General features: G+C 43.8%; 17 protein-coding genes. 2 read left to right on the top strand and 15 right to left on the bottom strand.

What is annotated here, in order from left to right; genetic code table 11:
- Position 1: 1 nt before the first annotated feature.
- The 10 genes from IGJ05_RS03090 to IGJ05_RS03045 form a co-directional block, all read right to left on the bottom strand.
- Positions 2 to 1285 carry a dihydroorotase gene (locus IGJ05_RS03090; protein ID WP_010748373.1) on the bottom strand — a complete coding sequence of 428 codons (1284 nt, stop codon included), beginning with the start codon at positions 1283 to 1285 and terminating at the stop codon, positions 2 to 4.
- A gap of 36 nt (positions 1286 to 1321) precedes the next feature.
- Positions 1322 to 2248, bottom strand: a complete 927-nt coding sequence (locus tag IGJ05_RS03085; protein ID WP_317719803.1) for an aspartate carbamoyltransferase catalytic subunit — start codon at positions 2246 to 2248, stop codon at positions 1322 to 1324.
- A gap of 47 nt (positions 2249 to 2295) precedes the next feature.
- Positions 2296 to 3576, bottom strand: coding sequence for a solute carrier family 23 protein (locus IGJ05_RS03080; RefSeq protein WP_438725011.1), 1281 nt, complete (start codon positions 3574 to 3576; stop codon positions 2296 to 2298).
- A gap of 19 nt (positions 3577 to 3595) precedes the next feature.
- Complete coding sequence (gene pyrR / locus IGJ05_RS03075) at positions 3596 to 4132, bottom strand: bifunctional pyr operon transcriptional regulator/uracil phosphoribosyltransferase PyrR (protein ID WP_005231374.1); 537 nt, start codon at positions 4130 to 4132, stop codon at positions 3596 to 3598.
- A 243-nt stretch (positions 4133 to 4375) separates the two neighbouring features.
- Positions 4376 to 5284 (bottom strand): RluA family pseudouridine synthase, encoded by a 909-nt coding sequence (locus IGJ05_RS03070; RefSeq protein WP_005226121.1) that lies wholly within the window; start codon positions 5282 to 5284, stop codon positions 4376 to 4378.
- Positions 5268 to 5753, bottom strand: a complete 486-nt coding sequence (gene lspA / locus IGJ05_RS03065) for a signal peptidase II (RefSeq protein WP_005226122.1) — start codon at positions 5751 to 5753, stop codon at positions 5268 to 5270. The genes IGJ05_RS03070 and lspA overlap by 17 nt, the downstream gene beginning before the upstream one ends.
- Positions 5750 to 6457, bottom strand: a complete 708-nt coding sequence (locus IGJ05_RS03060) for a CBS domain-containing protein (protein ID WP_010748375.1) — start codon at positions 6455 to 6457, stop codon at positions 5750 to 5752. Before IGJ05_RS03060 ends, lspA begins: the two co-directional genes overlap by 4 nt.
- Entirely contained in the window at positions 6450 to 6857 is a 408-nt protein-coding gene (locus tag IGJ05_RS03055; protein ID WP_010748376.1) for a hypothetical protein, read from the bottom strand. Before IGJ05_RS03055 ends, IGJ05_RS03060 begins: the two co-directional genes overlap by 8 nt.
- A 228-nt stretch (positions 6858 to 7085) precedes the next feature.
- Positions 7086 to 8756 carry a formate--tetrahydrofolate ligase gene (locus IGJ05_RS03050; protein ID WP_010748377.1) on the bottom strand — a complete coding sequence of 557 codons (1671 nt, stop codon included), beginning with the start codon at positions 8754 to 8756 and terminating at the stop codon, positions 7086 to 7088.
- A 209-nt stretch (positions 8757 to 8965) separates the two neighbouring features.
- Positions 8966 to 9376 (bottom strand): EbsA family protein, encoded by a 411-nt coding sequence (locus IGJ05_RS03045; RefSeq protein ID WP_010748378.1) that lies wholly within the window; start codon positions 9374 to 9376, stop codon positions 8966 to 8968.
- Positions 9377 to 9441: 65 nt separating this feature from the next.
- Between IGJ05_RS03045 and IGJ05_RS03040 the strand changes: the two genes are divergently transcribed.
- Positions 9442 to 9858 carry a ribonuclease HI family protein gene (locus IGJ05_RS03040; RefSeq protein ID WP_005226128.1) on the top strand — a complete coding sequence of 139 codons (417 nt, stop codon included), beginning with the start codon at positions 9442 to 9444 and terminating at the stop codon, positions 9856 to 9858.
- On the opposite strand, the gene cls is transcribed toward IGJ05_RS03040, so the two are convergent.
- The 4 genes from cls to IGJ05_RS03020 form a co-directional block, all read right to left on the bottom strand.
- Positions 9838 to 11304: a cardiolipin synthase gene (cls, locus tag IGJ05_RS03035; protein ID WP_015509734.1), complete on the bottom strand. Its 1467-nt coding sequence runs from the start codon at positions 11302 to 11304 to the stop codon at positions 9838 to 9840. The genes IGJ05_RS03040 and cls overlap by 21 nt on opposite strands.
- A 24-nt stretch (positions 11305 to 11328) precedes the next feature.
- Entirely contained in the window at positions 11329 to 12471 is a 1143-nt protein-coding gene (locus IGJ05_RS03030) for a cation diffusion facilitator family transporter (RefSeq protein ID WP_081116312.1), read from the bottom strand.
- A gap of 276 nt (positions 12472 to 12747) precedes the next feature.
- The gene (gene alaS / locus IGJ05_RS03025) at positions 12748 to 15390 is read right to left on the bottom strand and encodes an alanine--tRNA ligase (protein WP_010748381.1); all 2643 of its coding nucleotides are present in this window, start codon (positions 15388 to 15390) and stop codon (positions 12748 to 12750) included.
- A gap of 351 nt (positions 15391 to 15741) precedes the next feature.
- Positions 15742 to 16794, bottom strand: a complete 1053-nt coding sequence (locus tag IGJ05_RS03020; protein ID WP_005226132.1) for a DUF7278 family profilin-like fold-containing protein — start codon at positions 16792 to 16794, stop codon at positions 15742 to 15744.
- Between the two features lie 70 nt (positions 16795 to 16864).
- Here IGJ05_RS03020 and IGJ05_RS03015 point away from each other — a divergent pair, with 70 nt between their 5' ends.
- Complete coding sequence (locus IGJ05_RS03015; RefSeq protein WP_317719800.1) at positions 16865 to 17308, top strand: GNAT family N-acetyltransferase; 444 nt, start codon at positions 16865 to 16867, stop codon at positions 17306 to 17308.
- A 31-nt stretch (positions 17309 to 17339) separates the two neighbouring features.
- Here IGJ05_RS03015 and IGJ05_RS03010 read toward each other — a convergent pair whose 3' ends face one another.
- Entirely contained in the window at positions 17340 to 18686 is a 1347-nt protein-coding gene (locus IGJ05_RS03010) for a DEAD/DEAH box helicase (protein ID WP_005226134.1), read from the bottom strand.
- Positions 18687 to 18732: the final 46 nt, after the last annotated feature.

The raw sequence follows: 18732 nt of genomic DNA, 5'->3' as shown, positions 1-18732 counted from the left end.
ATTATTGCCCACCTTTTTGCCATACTGTTTTACCATTTACAAATGTATAACTCGTATCCCCATATAACGTCCATCCACCGAAAGGCGTATTGACTCCTTTTGATAGGAATTGCTTAGGATCCACGTTATAAGCTGATTCTAAGTCAAAAATTGCCAGGTCGGCTTTGTCTCCGACCATCATCGTTCCAGCACTTAGACCAAAGAGCGACGCTGGTTTCACGGTCATCCAATCCACTAGCTGCTGCAAGGTAAAGCGTCCTGTTTTCACAAAATGAGTGTACAACAATTGGAAGGCATATTCTGATCCGACGATGCCAAAGGGTGCTTTTAAAAAGCTTTGCATTTTTTCTTCATAGCCATGTGGGGCATGATCCGTCGCGATACAATCGATCGTGCCATCCAACAGACCTTCGATCAACGCTTCACGGTCTTCTTGCCCACGTAGCGGTGGGTTCATTTTCCAAAAGCCTTCATCGGCAGGAATATCTTCATCGATTAGAAGCAAATGGTGGGGAGAAACTTCGGCTGTCACATGGATCCCAGCTTTTTTGGCATCTCGAATCACTCGAACACTTTCTTTCGTAGAGACATGGCAGACATGGTAATGGGCTCCTGTTGCTTCCGCCAAAAGCACATCCCGAGCGATTTGAGAAGCTTCTGTTACACTCAAGATCCCAGGCAATCCAAGTTCTTCCGCTTTTTTACCAGCATGCATCACGCCGCCAAAGAGTAAGGAATCATCTTCTGTATGGGCAACCAAGGCCAAGTCATTTTCGGCGGCTTGCTTCATTGCCAAATACATTGTGCCAGCAGTCTGAACCCCGACACCGTCATTTGTTAAGGCAAATGCCCCCGCGGCTTTCATTCCAGCTGCATCCGTCAACGTTTCGCTGCGCAAGTTTTCGGTGATCGGAGCGTATTGTAAGACATTGATTGATGCATCTGCGCTGATTTTTTCGTAAACAGCTGCTAATTTTTCTGGTGTATCAGGAACTGGGTCAAGGTTTGGCATTGCGCAAACTGTCGTAAACCCGCCACGAGCGGCTGCCATGCTGCCCGTTTCGATTGTTTCTTTGTATTCAAAGCCCGGTTCTCTGAAGTGTACATGAACATCCACTAAACCTGGTGTGATCAATTGCTCTTTGGCATCGATGACTTCGTCAAAATCTGTTTCGGGAAATGCTGTACTGATCCCGCGAATGATTCCGTCTTCGATCCAAATTGCTGCAGGCACACAGTGATTGTCTTTTTTGATGATTTTACCGTTTTTAATGAGTGTTTTCATGTAAACTTCCTCCTCTAATTCATTCCTTTTTTCCTGTTAGGCCTTACCGTTCAACACCGCTTCAAGAATTGCCATTCGAACAAAGACGCCATTGGACATCTGGGTGATGATTCGCGAGCGTAAGCTTTCAACTAAGGCATCAGCTAACTCCACATCGCGATTGACTGGTGCTGGGTGCATAATGATCGCATGCTCTTTCATTCTTGCGGCGCGTTCGACGGTCAACCCGTGATTTTTTAAGTATTCTTCTTTTGAAAAGCTTTCCGTTCCATCATGGCGCTCGTGCTGGACACGAAGCATCATCATGACATCGACTTCTGCGACCAATTCGTCGAGTGGCATCCAGTGACCGTATACTTCAAATTCTTCGTCATACCATTCCTTTGGACCTGAGAAGAAGACTTTCGCGCCGAGACGCTTCAACATTTGCATGTTTGATTTTGCGACCCGTGAGTGGGTGATATCGCCTACGATTGCGACTTTCAAGTCACCAAAGTGCCCGAACTCTTCATAGATCGTCATCAGATCTAGCAAACATTGCGTTGGGTGTTGGCCGCTGCCGTCCCCGCCATTGATGATACTGCACTGGATCGTTTTGCTTTGGATCAAAGAGTCGTAGTAGTTTTCATCGCCGTGGCGAATGACCGCAACGTCTACACCTAAAGCCGACATCGTCAAGACCGTGTCATACAAGGTCTCGCCTTTTTGAACAGAACTGGTGGAGGCTTCAAATTCGATGACTTCGATCCCTAGTTTTTTCTCAGCAACATCGAAGCTTTTGTGGGTTCTGGTACTGTTCTCAAAAAAGAGATTTGTTGCGAAATATTGTTCTTTTTGGGGCATCCATTTCGCCCCTCTTTTGAATTCTTGTCCTCTGCGGATGAGTCCCATCACTTCACGGTCTGTCAATGCTTCGACCGTCAAAAGATGCTTTAAGCTGATTCTTTCGGATTGAATAATCATGAATGAATTCCTCCTTTGATTCTGTTTAAACGATGAGTTGGCACAAGTTATTTTTCTTCGCTGCGAGAGCTGTCAGGTAAAATAAGATTCAAGAAGATTCCTAGGACAGTTGCTAACGCCATTGCGGATAAGGTGAAGGTACCGACCGTGAAGACAAGCCCGCCGATTCCTACCACAAGGATCACTGACGCAATGATCAAATTCTTCTTACGATCAAAATCGATTTTATTGTCGATCAAAATTTTCAACCCGCTGGCAGCGATGACGCCAAAGAGCAGGAAGCTGATCCCTGAGATGACTGGACCAGGAATACTTAAGATCAATGCGCTTAGTTTTCCAACGAAGCCTAGTACGATGGCTAGAATTGCCGCACCACCGATGACGAACACACTGTGGACCCGTGTAATGGCTAAAACCCCGATGTTTTCTCCGTAACTTGTCACTGGGGGTCCCCCAACGAGACCGGCTGCGATTTGAGCAAAACCATCGCCCAAAAGTGTTCGGTTCAAGCCTGGCTCTTCAAAAAAGTTCCGCTTCGTTAATTTGTTCAAGACCATCAGATGACCGATGTGTTCGGTCATGGTAACAAAAGCGATCGGCGCCATCGTCGTGATCGCATTCAGATACAGTTTTGGTTCATAGTTAATGAAGGGAATCTCGAAGCTCGGCATGCCAAACCAGTTGGCGTCAATGATGGGCTGTACATCGACGATTCCCGCTGCTAAGGCGATCAAGTATCCGCCCACGATCCCCAGAAGGATCGGAATCAGTCCTAAAAACCCTCGCAGAAACATATTGAAGAAAACCGTTAATCCTAAGGTAGCCAAGGCTACCAGAATGTACTTGAAATCGTAGACTGAGTCATTGTACATCGCATTCTGAGCTGCGTTAGCGGCTAACCCTAATCCAATCACCATAATCACAGGACCGACAATGATCGGTGGTAAGATCTTATCCAACCAAGCAGCACCTGCACGTTTAATGATCATCGAAACGATCACGTAGACCAACCCAGTCGTGATGGCGCCTTGTGCAATAGCTGGGTAGCCGTCAGATTTCATCAGCATCTGCATCGCTGCGATAAACGCAAAGCTGCTGCCTAGATACGCTGGAATCTTCCCTTTCGTCGTAACCAAGTAAACCAATGTTCCAATACCTGAACTAACTAATGCGATGCTGGGGTTGATCCCAACGAGGATCGGAACTAAAACGGTTGCCCCAAACATCGTGAAAAGATGTTGTAAGCTTAGGCCTAACCAAGGCAGTGCTTTGGGCCGATCTTTGATGTCTAAAACTGCGTCTGGATTACGAAATTCTTGCTTCTGCATGTTGCTGTCACTCTTCTTCCTAGTCGTTTTCTTTATTGATCATGATCCGGTCAGAACCATCTGATTCTTCCATCTCCACGATAATTTCTTCACTTAAAGCAGTTGGAATATTTTTTCCAACAAAATCTGCCCGAATCGGCAGTTCACGATGACCGCGGTCAACTAAAACGGCGAGTGAGATTCTTTTTGGTCGACCAATATCCATGATTGCATCCAAAGCTGCCCGAATCGTCCGTCCTGTAAACAAGACATCATCGATCAAGATGACTTCTTTGCCATCAATGGCAGTCGGGATGTCTGATGAATGGATCTCTGGATCATCTTCTGTCTTTTTGTCATCTCGGTACAAGGTGATGTCCAATTCACCGACAGGTACTTCTACGCCTTCTAGTTGTTTTAAACGTTCTGCTATTCGTTGCGCGATATAGATGCCGCGGGTTTTGATCCCTACCAGCACCAAGTTATCAATGCCGCGATTTCTTTCTATAATTTCATAGGTGATCCGCGTTAACGCTCGTTTCATTGTTACTGCATCTACTACTTCTTTCGCTGCCATATGTTATTCCCTCCTAATTTTGAACATAAAAAAACTCCTACCTGCTTGAGGTAGGAGTCATGTTTTCCGATCGTTGCCTAAAATCCCATTCTGTGGATTTTGGGTACACGTTATCATCTAGTAAGGGTTCGAATCTCCAACGCGGGAGTCGTCTGCTTACTCATTCCTTCTTAGCCTCACGGGACTACATTTAAAGGAGCTATTTAGTTGTTACAATTACTATACAGTTCTCACACAAAAAAATCAATCATTTTTTCGCAATTTTTTTAACGTGTCCGCGAACAGCTCTGGTAATGGCGCTTCAAAGACCAGCGACTCGCCTGTTGTTGGGTGGGTGAAGCCTAGAAGCTTGGCATGTAAAAACTGCCCATTGCCTTTTAGCGTGCGTTTAGGTCCATATAGTGGATCGCCAGCTAGTGGAAAACCGATGTACTGCATGTGGACTCTTATTTGATGGGTTCTTCCTGTTTCCAGCTGTAGTTCTACTAAGGTGAACTGCTCGAAGCGCTCCAACACGGTGAAGTGAGTGACAGCGGGTTTGCCATTTTCGATCACGGCTTGCATTTTGCGATTGACTTTTGAGCGACCGATTGGTGCATTGATGGTGCCTTTTTCGTGGCTGATCGTACCATGAACCAATGCTACGTACTTGCGTAACGATGTTTTGTCTTTCAATTGTTTCGCTAACGACTCATGTGCCTGATCATTTTTGGCGATCATTAACAGACCCGACGTATCTTTGTCGATTCGATGAACGATTCCTGGCCGAACAACATCATTGATCGTGGATAAATCATCCATATGGTACAATAACGCATTAACCAAGGTGCCATTTGGATGCCCAGCGGATGGATGAACCACCATCCCTTGCGGTTTGTTGATGACTGCCACATCAGCATCTTGATAGACGATCGTCAAAGGAATATTTTCTGGTTGTAAGTCTACAACTTCAGGTTCTGGTACTTGGATGATCAAGTGATCACCTGCTTTTACCTTATAATTTGCCCGAACCGTTTCGCCCTTCAATGTGACCGCATCTTCTTTTAGCCACTGCTGGATTTGTGACCGACTATGATTTGGCAAGCGTTCAGCCAACACTTTGTCGACCCGCCCTTTTTCTTCTTTAATGATTACTTCAATTTGCTTTTCCATTTGATTCTCCTTGTTTCCCTTTTGCTTCGTCATCTACCAGTGCATAAATAAAAATCAAGATCACCCCGAACACTAATGACATATCAGCGATATTGAAAATTGGGAAATTGATAAAATCAAGCTGGAACATATCGACCACAAAGCCATGCTGCAATCGATCGATAAAATTACCGATCGCCCCACCTAGAACAAACGCCAGTCCGAAACGAAACCATAGACTGCTTTTTTGGTAGCGAAACAATAGGTAAACAACAACAGCAACCGCGATAACGGTGATGATCGCAAAAAAGGTGATTTTTCCTTCTAGAATACTCCAAGCTGCGCCCGTATTCTGAAGATAGGTCAGGGACAACACATTGTCGATCAGAGAATGTGTTTCACCCAGTTGATAATTGGCAACGATCCAAATTTTCAGCCATTGATCCAAGCCAATGACAACAGCACTTAACAAAAAAAACAACGCGATCATAAATTTTCCACTCTTTCTTCTTTAAAAATATCTCGTGGACGGATGATGCCCAAGAGATTTCCATTCGGATTTTTATCCTTGGTGATCAAAACCGCCTCAAGCAGGGCATTTTTTTGAAACAATTCTTCCACTTCTACGATGGTCGTTTCAGCCGACACGAAACAATAATTTGATCGTTTCCCATCTCCTGCTAATAATTCATCTGCCGTTCTGCCTGCCAACTTGATTTCACCATGGAGGCTTTCTTTCGCTAACCAGTAACCCAGCATACGCAAGGTGATCAAGCCCAAAAATCGACCATTATCATAGATCGGAAATTGTGAATAGCGCTTTTGGGCAACGATTTTCAATAACTCTGGTAATGGCAGGTACTTTTCAAAACCAGTCACTCGTTTCGCAAAACGCGGCATGACTTTTTCAGGTGCCAGTAAGGAGTGTTCAATTTCTTGGATGCGATTGACGACCCATTCATTCGGTTCTGCAATGACAAAGTTTTCTCCGATTTTTTCATGTACGATGGCATTGCGCAGCTGAGCCATTTGTAATAGATCATCTTCTGCTCTTCTGACATTGATATTTTTGCTTTTTGACAAGCGACGAACCATTTCAGAAAAACCCATATTCCGCGGATTATCCAATTCGTCACGAAGCCGCTTTTCGATTCGATTAAAACTGCTCAAAAATTGATCTGCACCACTAGCCATGAGGAACCTCCTTGATAAGATACGCTTTTTTTAAATAAATCAAAACAAAGACAAAATATGCCACTAAATACACACCGACAAAAAGCAACGAGTAAAGGGAGATGGATAATAAGCCCAATACCCCCATCATGAGAAAAAGGCTTAAATAAAAGCCGATATATATTCTTTTAAGCGCAGGATTCATCACGACCTCCAGCTTGAGCGCTGATTGGCCTTTTGGTAACTGAAAAGGCTGACTTTCTAAAAAAAACATGCGCACACGAATCGGCGTCTGCTCAGCCAGCGCCAAAAAAATCGTTTGCTGATGATTGATGGCAGCGATTCTTTTTTTTCCTTGCATGACCTCCAAGGGACTGCCCATTCCATAAAAACCAGTCCTCCTAGTTAGTTGTAGCTCCATTGACAAAGATCACCTCAATTGGTTAAGTATACTTGATTATCAAAAGAAAGAAAATAGACTTTTGCTTGCTTCCTTGATTATTATAACAAGAATCCCTACTTTTATCTTCCATCACGTCTAATGAACGAGAAAAAGACGAATGCCGCTTGCACCCGTCCTTTCAAATCATCTCTTTCCGTTTTTCCGTTTCAAATGCCGCGAATGCCTTCTTTGTTTGTGAGTGCTCTTTTAGAAAAGACCGATCGCTTGGCCATCAGAAGTCACGTCCATATTGATGGCGGCAGGTTTCTTCGGTAATCCTGGCATCGTCATCACGGCACCTGTCAAGGCTACGATAAAGCCAGCCCCTAATTTTGGCACGAATTCGCGAATCGTTACTGTAAAGTCATCTGGTGCGCCCAATCGCTTTGGATCATCACTGAAGGAATACTGGGTTTTTGCCATACAGATCGGCAGCTGATCCCAGCCTTGTTCTTTGAAGCTTTGCAACTGTGCCTTGGCTTTCGGCGCAAACTCAACCTCTGCCCCGCCATAGATTTCACGCACGATCAAAGAAGCTTTATCCGCTAAAGGCAAATCGTCGGTATACAAGCGTTGATAGTTGGCAGGTTTTTCCTCGATTACTTGAACCACTGCTTTTGCTAGATCCGTTCCACCTGCACCACCGTCTGCCCAAACGGCTGTCCGTGCGATGGTGACGTCGATTTGCTGGCACATGGTTTCGACTAGTGTTCGCTCCGCTTCGGTGTCTTGTGAGAACTCATTAAGCGCAACGACAACTGGAATCCCGTATTTACGCATGTTTTCAACATGTCGCTTTAAATTACTGAAGCCTAACTCTAATGCTTTTAAGTTTTCTGTCCCTAAATCAGCCACAGCGACCCCACCATGCATCTTCAGTGCTCTGATCGTCGCTACTACTACGATCGCATCTGGTGCCTTTGATAAGTTCGGTGTTTTGATATCAAGAAATTTCTCTGCCCCTAAGTCAGCACCAAACCCAGCTTCGGTCACCGTGTATTCGCCTAAGTGCAAAGCCGTCTCGGTTGCGATGACACTATTACACCCATGGGCGATATTTGCAAAAGGTCCGCCATGGATCAGCGCAGGGGTTCCTTCAATCGTTTGAACAAGATTCGGTTTGAGGGCATCTTTTAAAAGTAAGGCTAAAGCACCTTGGACCGCCAGATCTTTTACGTAAATCGGTTGTTTCTCAAAAGAATAACCAATTAAAATCTTTCCTAATCGCTCTTTTAAATTATCAATGCTTGTTGCCAAGCACAAAATCGCCATGATTTCACTAGCAACGGTGATGTCAAAACCGTCTTCTCGGGGAACGCCTTGTAACGGTCCCCCTAGACCGACAATCACTTGTCGTAACGCTCGATCATTCAAATCGACAACCCGTTTCCATGTGACCCGACGTCCGTCGATCCCCAACTCATTGCCTTGCTGGATATGATTGTCGATCAATGCAGACAAGGCATTGTTTGTTGCTGTGATCGCATGCATATCGCCAGTGAAGTGTAAGTTGATGTCCTCCATCGGCAACACTTGTGCTTTGCCGCCGCCGGTGGCGCCGCCTTTGATGCCCATTACTGGTCCTAAAGATGGCTCACGTAAAGCGATGACGGTTTGCTTGCCGATTTGATTTAACGCATCTGCAAGTCCAATGGTCACGGTTGACTTGCCTTCTCCAGCGGGTGTCGGACTGATCGCTGTGACTAAAATGAGTTTACCCAGCGGATTGTTTGCTTTTTCGGTGATTGCCGACCATTCGATTTTTGCTTTATACTTGCCATAAAGTTCCAGGTCATCGCCTGTTAAACCAAGTGGTTCAGCAATTTCAATAATCGGTTTAGGCATTGATTCTTGTGCAATTTCGATATCTGATTTCATTTTTACCCTCAATTCACGAACTATTTAGCACTTTAAAATGTATTTTGTTTGCTATGCTCTTATTATACTTGATTTTATTCAGAAAGAAAGAGAGATTTTTCACACTTTTACAAGAAGTTTCACGAATCCTTTATGTAAACAAAAAACAACGTCCCTCCTAAGGCTGTAACGCCAAAAGGAGTGATCGCTGCTTTCTAGATTCCAATGAATTACTCGTTGGTTTTGACCTGCACCCTTTTTTCAGGGATTTTTTCTTGAAAAAAAGTTTCTAACCATGCCACATCTTTTTTACGCAACGTGAAGGTATACGTTTTTTGATGATCGGTAATGCTTATTAAACGGTTTATAATTTGCCATTTTTCTATCTCAGGTAAAGAAATAAGGCTTTTCTTCCATAAGCGCGCATAGCGAATCAGGACCAAATCATTCCTGATGAGCATGCTTCGGTGAATCCCTAACCATACAAAAAAGAAAAAGACGGCTAAAACGAGGTTGCTTTTCCAATAAGGTCTGGTATTTTCTAACGAAAGAATCAAACTGATAAATAATATCATCATAGTAAACGACCAATAAATGATCGCTGTAGCAGCTTCCGGTTGCCAATACAATTTACGCTTCATAAAAGTTCCTCACAACATAAAATTTCTAGTATACTATCTTTATCATATCAAAAAAGGGTGAGACAATGTTAAAAGTTTATCTTGATGCTTCCACGAAAGGCAACCCCGGCCCTAGTGGCGGTGGAATCGTCATTGTCGGTACTGATCTGCATGAACAAATTGCGTTTCCGCTACCTGATTCAACCAACCACCAAGCAGAGTTCGCTGTGATGGTCAACGCGTTGCAGCTGCTGATTGACAAAGGTTTACAGGAACAGACAATTATGCTCTATACCGACAGCAAAGTCGTTGCGCAGACCATCGACAAGAATTATACCAAAAACCCTGCTTTTTCTGATTATTTAACAGAAATTCAATACTTGTTGAAACAGTTCGCTTTAGCAATCATCCAATGGGTCCCTGAGAGTCAAAACAAAGGTGCCGACCATTTGGCACGCCAAGGATTAGCAAAAGCGATGAAATTAAAGGATCGGAGACAATAACCGAGAGAAGTTTTGTTTGAAGCGCAACCAGTAAGATTGCTTCGCCAAAATTTCATCCGTCAGTAATGTTGATTGTGCCATATCCTCTTCAAAGAAGCCTTTCAACGTTTGCGTGACATCGTGATCGTAGGCGAAGGCATTGACTTCAAAATTCAAGGCATAACTCCGAATGTCTTGATTCGTCGTCCCAAAGGAACTAATGGTATCATCCATCATGACCGTCTTCGCATGGAGGAAACCATTGTTATAGATGTAGATTTTTGCACCACGGCGATGCAAGTAATTGGCATAATGCTGTGTTGCCCGATAAATGAATGGGTGGTCAGGCATACATGGAATCATGATTCGGACGTCTACACCTGAGTGGATGGCAATTTCCAATGCGTTCATCATACTGTCATCAGGAATCAAATAAGGCGTTTGGATCCAAATCGATTCTTTGGCAGCTAAGATCATTTTTACAAAACCGCCTTTGAGAATTTGGGTCTCACTTTCAGGCCCATCAGCGACGATCTGCAAATCAACATTTCCAGAGCGCTCTTTCGGCGGTAGAATAAAGTAGCGATCCTCGTATTCCAGCTGATCCTCTTCTCTTTTTACAGATGCGTTCCAGTCACGAATAAAAATCTCTTGTAGTGTAAAACTGGCAGTACCTACGATTCTCGCATGGGTGTCTCGCCAATAGCCAAATTTGGCCTTTTTTCCTAAATATTGATCGCCGACATTAAAGCCGCCAGTCCAACCGATTTGACCGTCGATCACAACGATTTTTCGATGTAGATGGTAGTTCAATCGTGTGTTGCGGATCAGGTTCTTCGAAGTGATAAAAGGCACGACTTTTCCACCGGCATCAATCAACGGTTGAAAGAATTTCCGATTGGCCTTCGGTGACCCCCATGGATCATAGACCAAACGCACTTCAACACCTTCACGGGCTTTATCGATCAAGATTGACAAGAATTGGCCACCGATCTCATCATTAAAAAACGAATAATACTCCACATGCAGATTATCTTCTGCTTGCTTCATGTCCTCAAACAATGCGGCAAATTTTTCTTTTCCATCTGTATAAAATTCTACTTTGTTTCCTTTCGTCAAGGGCGATTCATCAAGGTTCTTAAAATAGCGCTCTAATAGATGATTGTCATCTGAGTAAGGATGTTCAGGAAAAGAATAATTGTGCACTTTGATGATTTGATTCAACTCATTGATCCTACTTTGGTGGTGCTCACTAAATTTATAAATAATTTCTCCGTCGATCCCCCGACCACAAAACAAGTACAACAAGAACCCGATGCCGGGGATGAATACCAACGTCATCATCCAAGCAAAGACACTTGCAATCGAGCGTGGTTTCCGAAAAACAGTAATAAAGGCAGCGATCGTATTAATAAACAAAAGTGCCAATAATACCGTGGAAATCATGCTCATATCCATTTTTATCATAGTTTCCTCCTATATCCTGTAACCCTATAATAGGTAACTGTGATCGAAAGCAAGCTTCAATTCATAGTCCCCTAGTGTTTCTTTGATTTTTTGTTTCAGCATTTCTTCGATTTCTTGATCACTATACGCCGGTTTTGCGGGAATCACTAAATCAAAAGCCAACAGATCTCCTTTGACCTGAAAATCATGCATCCGTAACTGTGCGTCAACGAAGCGAATGATCTTTGACACTTCTTTTTTTAGATGCCGATACTGCTGATCTTGAATTGGTACGGGATCAAGATGACAGACCAGGTCGACCTTTAAAGATTGGCGAAAATCTTGTTCAATCGCATCAATCACCTCATGCGCTTCTCGTAAAGACCACGTTTCATCCACTTCGATATGCACACTGGCAAAGCGATTTTTCGGTCCATAATTATGAACCAGTAAATCATGGTAACCGAGAATCGTCGGATAGTGATCCAAGCGTTGCTCCATGGCAGCTACTTCTTCTTGCGTTGGGCGTGCCCCTAATAATTCGTTGATAAAGGAACGAATCATTTTGATTCCGCTAATCAAAATATACAAGGCAATCAGACAGCCGACAAAGCCATCGATACGTAGGCCAGTCAGCCACTCGATCGTCGCTGAAAACAAAACTGCCCCCGTTGTATACACATCGTTGAGACTGTCTTGTCCGCTGGCTTTAAGTGTTTGAGAGCCGATCAGGTTCGCCAGTTTGCGGTACATCGCTCCCTGCCAGATTTTGATCAAAATCGATAAGACCAAAACGATAAACAATAGTGGGGAAAGACGGATACTCGTCGGTTCCATGATGCGTTGCACAGAGCTAATGAGAAATTGGCCGCCAACAAACGTGATGATCAAAGATACTACAAACCCACTGATGGCTTCAAATCGCTCATGACCATATGGATGTTCACTGTCGGCTGGTTTCGCAGAGATCCGAAAACCGATCAATGTTAAAATAGACGAAGCGGTATCTGAAAGACTGTTGATGGCATCTGCCATAATCGAAACAGACTGGGCAGATAAGCCAATGATAAATTTCCCAGCAAATAATAGTAGGTTGGAAAGCAACCCGAGGCTACCTGCTAATTTCCCGATGGCTGTACGTTCGTAGACACCATTTTTTTTGCTACGATCTAAAAAAAAGTTTAGCAAATCATCACCCTCTCAAAAAACCATCTTTCTTATTTTACCCCGAAGGAATTCAATTAAACAACTATTCGTATCGTTTTTTCGAAAAAAAAGCGAATTCCCTTCAATTATCAAACGCATTTTCAGATAACACGTAGGAAAAAAGGAAAAAGATAACGGAAGGGTCTCCCCCTCCGTCATCTTCGTTCAAAAAAGGAATGTGTTAAAGACCTACGCTCCTCTTTCACCTATCTTCTTAAAGGAAAGGAACTCGCGGGTACAGATTCAACCATAGTGTGCTTACTTGGCAGCTAACCACGCTGCTGCTGTCTCAAGTGCTGCTGCGATTCCTTCTGGATTCTTCCCGCCGGCTTGTGCCATATCAGGACGGCCGCCACCGCCGCCGCCAACTTTAGGTGCGATCTCTTTGATCAAATCGCCCGCTTTCAATCCTTTTTCGTTGGATGCTTTGTTCATGGCAGCTAAAAGATTCACTTTGCCATCATTCGCGGTAGCTAACACTAAAATATCAGAATGGTCTTTTTGTTTCCATTGGTCAGCTAGTTGACGTAATTGGTTCATGTCCTTTACAGTCACTTTTGCTGTGATCAGACGCAGACCATTTACTTCTTTGACATCTTTGAAAACATCCCCTGCTTGCTGGTTTGCTAACTTGCTGGCAAGAGCTTCGTTTTCTTTTTGCAATTCACGCAGCTGCGCTTGCAGTTGTTCTGTTTTGGCAACGACTTCTTTTAATTGGGCGGATTTAACGATCCCTGCAATTGCTTTTAATTGCGCTTCTTCTTCATGCAATAACGTATAAGCTTCTTGACTAGTCACTGCTTCGATCCGACGAACACCAGCACCGATCCCTGATTCAGAAACGATTTTGAAAATACCGATATCCTCCGTATTTGCTACATGGGTTCCCCCACATAATTCGATCGACCAATCGGCAACATTGACGACGCGAACGTCATGCCCATATTTTTCACCAAAGAGTGCCATCGCTCCCATGCCTTTTGCGGTATCGATATCCGTTTCGATCGTCACAACAGGAAGAGCTTCCCAAATTTTCTGGTTGACGATTTGTTCCATTTGGCTCAGCTCTTCGCTGGTCACTTGCCCAAAATGACTAAAGTCAAAGCGCAAATGTCCTGGAGCAACTAATGAACCTGCTTGGTTCGCATGGCTGCCTAATACTTCTTTTAAGGCTTTATGCAATAAGTGAGTCGCCGTATGATTTTTAATGATCTTATTGCGACGATGCTGATCCACTTGTAAGAAATAGTTCACGCCTTCTTTTAGTGGCGCTTTGATTGTAGCAGTATGCAAGAACTGACCGTTCGGTGCTTTTTTGACATCCGTCACTTCCGCTACGATCGTACCATCTTCTGCTACGATCGTGCCTGTGTCCGCAACTTGTCCACCCATTTCTGCGTAGAATGGTGTTTCGGCAAAAATCAGTTTTGCTTCACCTGTCGAAACAGAATCATGTAACGCTTCGTCTTGGATGATCACTAATAATTCGCTGTTTGCTTCAAGTGAATCATAGCCAACGAAACGGCTGTCTACTTTGATATCTGTCAATAAAGCGGATTGTACGCCCATCGAAAGCTCTGTTTGTCGAGCCGCACGAGCGCGGGCACGTTGTGCATCCATTTCTTGTTCAAACCCTTGGTGGTCCACTTTCAACCCTTCGTCTTCCGCCACTTCTTCTGTCAATTCAACTGGGAAGCCGTAAGTGTCATACAATTTGAAAATATCTTGACCAGCTAACGTATCTTGACCGTCTGCTTTTACTTGGGCGATCACTTGATTTAAAATATCTAACCCTTCATTGATCGTTTCATGGAAACGTTCTTCCTCGTTGCGGATCACTTTCTCAATAAATTCTTGCTGCTCTAGTACTTCAGGATAGTAGCTTTCCATGATCTCGCCAACGATCGGTACTAATTTGTATAAGAAGGCAGTATCGATCCCTAATTTTTTCCCATGCATGACTGCACGACGTAATAAACGACGTAAAACATAGCCACGGCCTTCATTTGAAGGAAGTGCCCCATCGCCGATCGCAAAAGAAAGCGCGCGGATATGGTCTGCAATCACTTTAAAGGAGATATCTGTCGTTTTGCTGTCGCCGTAGTTCACACGACCGCTTAAATCTGCCACTGCATTGATGATCGGCAGAAACAAGTCTGTTTCAAAATTGGTAGGTGCATTTTGAACGATGGAAACCATTCGTTCCAGCCCCATCCCCGTATCAATGTTTTTATGTGGTAATGGTTCATAGGAGCCATCTGGTTGATGATTGAATTCTGAAAAGACCAGATTCCAGATTTCCAAATAGCGTTCATTTTCGCCACCAGGATAGTTTTCGGGATCATCTTCCGCTACGTCATTAAACTCAGGACCACGGTCATAGAAAATCTCTGAATCCGGTCCACAAGGTCCTGCACCGATGTCCCAAAAGTTGTCTTCAATCTCAACGATATGCTCTGGTGGTAAGCCGACTTCTTCTGCCCAAATCCGTTTTGCTTCTGTGTCTTTTGGATAAACCGTGACATATAATTTGTCTGGATCAAAAGCCATCCATTCTGGTGAGGTCAAAAACTCCCATGCCCAATGGATCGCCTCATTTTTGAAGTAATCGCCGATTGAAAAGTTGCCTAGCATTTCAAACATCGTATGATGTCTTGCTGTTTTCCCAACGTTTTCAATGTCGTTAGTCCGAATCGATTTTTGCGCATTGGTAATTCTTGGGTTTTCAGGAACAACACTGCCATCAAAATATTTTTTTAGCGTTGCTACCCCTGAATTGATCCATAATAGGGTTGGATCGTTGACTGGAACAAGGGACGCACTCGGCTCGATGGAATGACCTTTTGATTGAAAGAAGTCCAAAAACATTTGGCGTACTTCTGCACTGGATAATTGTTTCACGTTATTCTCCTACTTTCTTCTGTGTTCGCTTAAGATACAGGGGCTGACAAAATTGCTGGTAAGGCGCTCTTATGCCTGTAAAGTCATTTTGACGATAAAAAAACACCATTGCAGAGCAAGGACGTCGATACGCGGTACCACCTTGCTTGCAATGATGTGACTCATTACCTCTTAGACTCGTTAACGCGGAGTGGACGGCAACATTTCTGCTGCAGTTGAGCACCAAAGGGAGCAATCCGTCCGAATTCATGTTTTTCTCTCAGCAGTGAAAAACTTTCTGTAATGAATCATCAAACCGACCATATCCTTCGTCATTCAAAGTATAAGGAAATGTTTCGAAAAAGTCAATCCTCAAATCCGTTCTTTGTTGATCAGAATCGCTTTGCGGTAACGATAGCTCTGGGGAGAAAGCTTTTGATCTGGCTGCAGCATTTTCCGTGAACGGTAATAACTGGCATATGGCAAGGCATCGAATAAAGGATGCCCACAAATCTGCCAGTTTTCCATTTTTAAAGACAAGCCATCTGTCAGCTCCCACGCATCCGCAAGCCCATAGGTGCAGCCAAATAAATTCGGTTCAAGCAATTCAGCGGTTGACAAAGAGACACCATCGTCGCAGGACTTTTCATTGCCCCAGCGAAAAAGTCGCCGAGTCGCAGCACCGCAAACGTATTCCCATTGATCCTCTGATAGCAGCTGAAAGCCTTGTTTGTCTAACTGCTGTTTCAATTCTGTTTGACTGACGGATTCGTGGGTAAATAACTGATAGGTTTCCGATAACGGCTCGAGTGCAGCAAAATAGCGATTCTCTTCGTGATAAAAAGCGGGTAATTCCCAACGCAAGCTTTCCTCAAAGGACGCTGGTGCTGTGAATTGTGCCTTTAGCTCTTTTTCGAAAACACTGAATTGATCGACTAACCCGTGAAACTCCCCAGTGATCGTATTTAACTGCCCGATATACCTTGCGCCAGCAGGCAGAGAACTTTTTTGGACTAGCATAGGATCAATCACAGCTTTGCGCAAAGGGCTCGTAGACTCATTGACAAAAATCCCCCAATCCTGGCTGGTTTCTAACTCATAGATTGTTTCCAGCTGGCGAATGATCTCGTTGGGTGGTGACTGCCAATTTTTACTCCAGCAAGTAGCTGGTAATCCTTGCACACCGAGATCCCAACCTAAGATCGCCTCAGAGTTCCCTGGTATAAAGACAAAGTCTTCGCCATCGATCGTTAATTCAAAGGTAGCACATTTCAACCCTGCATACGTCAACTGACTAAAATGGACATCGGTGATCTCCTTTAAAGGACTGACAAAATACATTAAAATTTGCTGGATCAGCTGTTCTTTGATTTCAAAGGACAGTGTCTTCCAATTTGACCATTGTAACGCCTCAAAAAAATCCACGTCATTTCTCCTCTCATCTGCTACAATTACTATATAACGAGTATACCACGAAAAAGGAGGAAAACGACTGATGCTTTATTTTGGACGCAGTCCGTTGATGCTACAAGCGGTTTTCGCCCTGCGGCAAGCCGTTTTTGTGGAAGAACAGCACATTCCTATAGATTGGGAATTTGATGAAAAAGACCAAACTTGCCCATACTATCTTTGGCTAGATGGAAACGCACCGATCGCTACCAGCAGATATCAATTCTCTACGCCAAACACCCTGCAACCTGATCGCTTTTGCGTAGCCAAGGCCTATCGGCACCAAGGATACGGCACCAAATTATTGCATTATCTCGAAATGCGTGGTATCCAAGAGGGTGCCCTCCAATCAGTGTTATCCGCAGAGATCGACGCTTGTGCGTTTTATGAATCCTGTGGGTATCAAAAAACATCTGAACCCTATGCTGAAGATGGCGTATTGTGTGTAGAAATGACCAAACAATTAAAAACAGCAGTCAAGGAAGAGTAGTTCTCTTCCTTGACTGCTGTTTTGGTAAGCATTAGCTATTCGAATTTTTCTTGTTTTTGCGGGCGGTTCGAGTCGTTTGACGACGTTCGATCTTCCGTTTTTCTTTGTTCTTCTTATCAACGGCCCATTGAATTTTTTTCTTGTAGCCAGGCTTGATTTTTTTCTTCTTTTTCTTGACTAAGCCAATCAAGGTTGGGTCTAATTCGTCACGAGATTTTTCCCGCTTTTGCCGACGATTCCGATCGTAAGTCGCAACGATCTCGCCATTTTTGATTTCCTTCGGTTGGAAAACAACCCCTAGATCTTCGATGGCTTGGATTGCCCCTTCATCGCTTGGATCATATAAAGTGATCGCGGTCCCATCCATTTGGTTTCGACCGGTCCGACCAACACGGTGGATAAAGAAGTCTAAATCAGCTGGAATCTCAGCATTGATGACATGAGAAACCCCTTCAATATCAATTCCTCGCGCAGCTAAATCTGTTGCGACAACATATTGGTAGTCCAAATTTTGCACTTGGCGCATGATCCGTTTTCTTTCACGAGGACTGATGTCACCGTGGATCTTCGCTACTTTTAAGCCTTGTTCCTTTAAGTAATCCGTAATTTCATCCACACGGCTCTTCGTGTTGGCAAAAACGATGGCAAGATAGGGATGGCCTGTAGTCAATAATTGGTAGATCAATTTATTGGTATTTTTTCCTTTGGTAGAAATCAACCAATTCTCGATCGTATCAGAGATGACTGCTTTCGATTTGATTTCTTCGATCAATGGATTGGCCATGTATTTTTTCAAGAATGGGCGCAATTTCTCTGGAATCGTTGCGGAGAAAACCAGCATTTGTAGTTTCTCAGGCAAACGCCCCGCAATTTGATCGACTTCTTCTAAAAAGCCCATATCCAAGGTCATGTCTGCTTCATCCACGACAAATACATTGGCAGTGTGAACCCCTAACGCTTGTTCGTTGATCATATCCAAGATACGACCAGGTGTCCCAATCACGACATGGGGCTGTTGGTTTTGCAGACGGCTTAATTGACGTTGCTTATCCGTTCCTCCGACGAAATTTGACACTCGAATTTCAGGATCATGAAATCCGCCGATTTGTTTTGCGGCGTGATAGATTTGCGTGGCTAATTCACGACTCGGTGCAGTGATCACTACTTGCACTTCATCTTTTTCGGCATCGATTTTATCCATCAACGGCAGTAAAAATGTGTGGGTCTTACCACTTCCGGTCTGTGATTGCCCTACAACACTGCGTCCTTTTTGGATAACAGGTATCAGTTTTTCTTGCACTTCTGTTGGTTTAGAGAACTTTTTATCAGCAAGTGCTTCATAAATAAATGGTTGAAATTTAAATGACTCAAAAGACATTCAAACACCTTCTTTCTTTTAGCATCCTTTGGATTATAGCATATGT

It is taken from the genome of Enterococcus sp. AZ167 (genome assembly GCF_051714025.1).
In the GTDB taxonomy this organism is placed as follows: Bacteria; Bacillota; Bacilli; order Lactobacillales; family Enterococcaceae; genus Enterococcus_D; species Enterococcus_D casseliflavus.
Note: the sequence above shows the minus strand (reverse complement) of the source record. Positions and strands in the feature narration are given on the sequence as shown.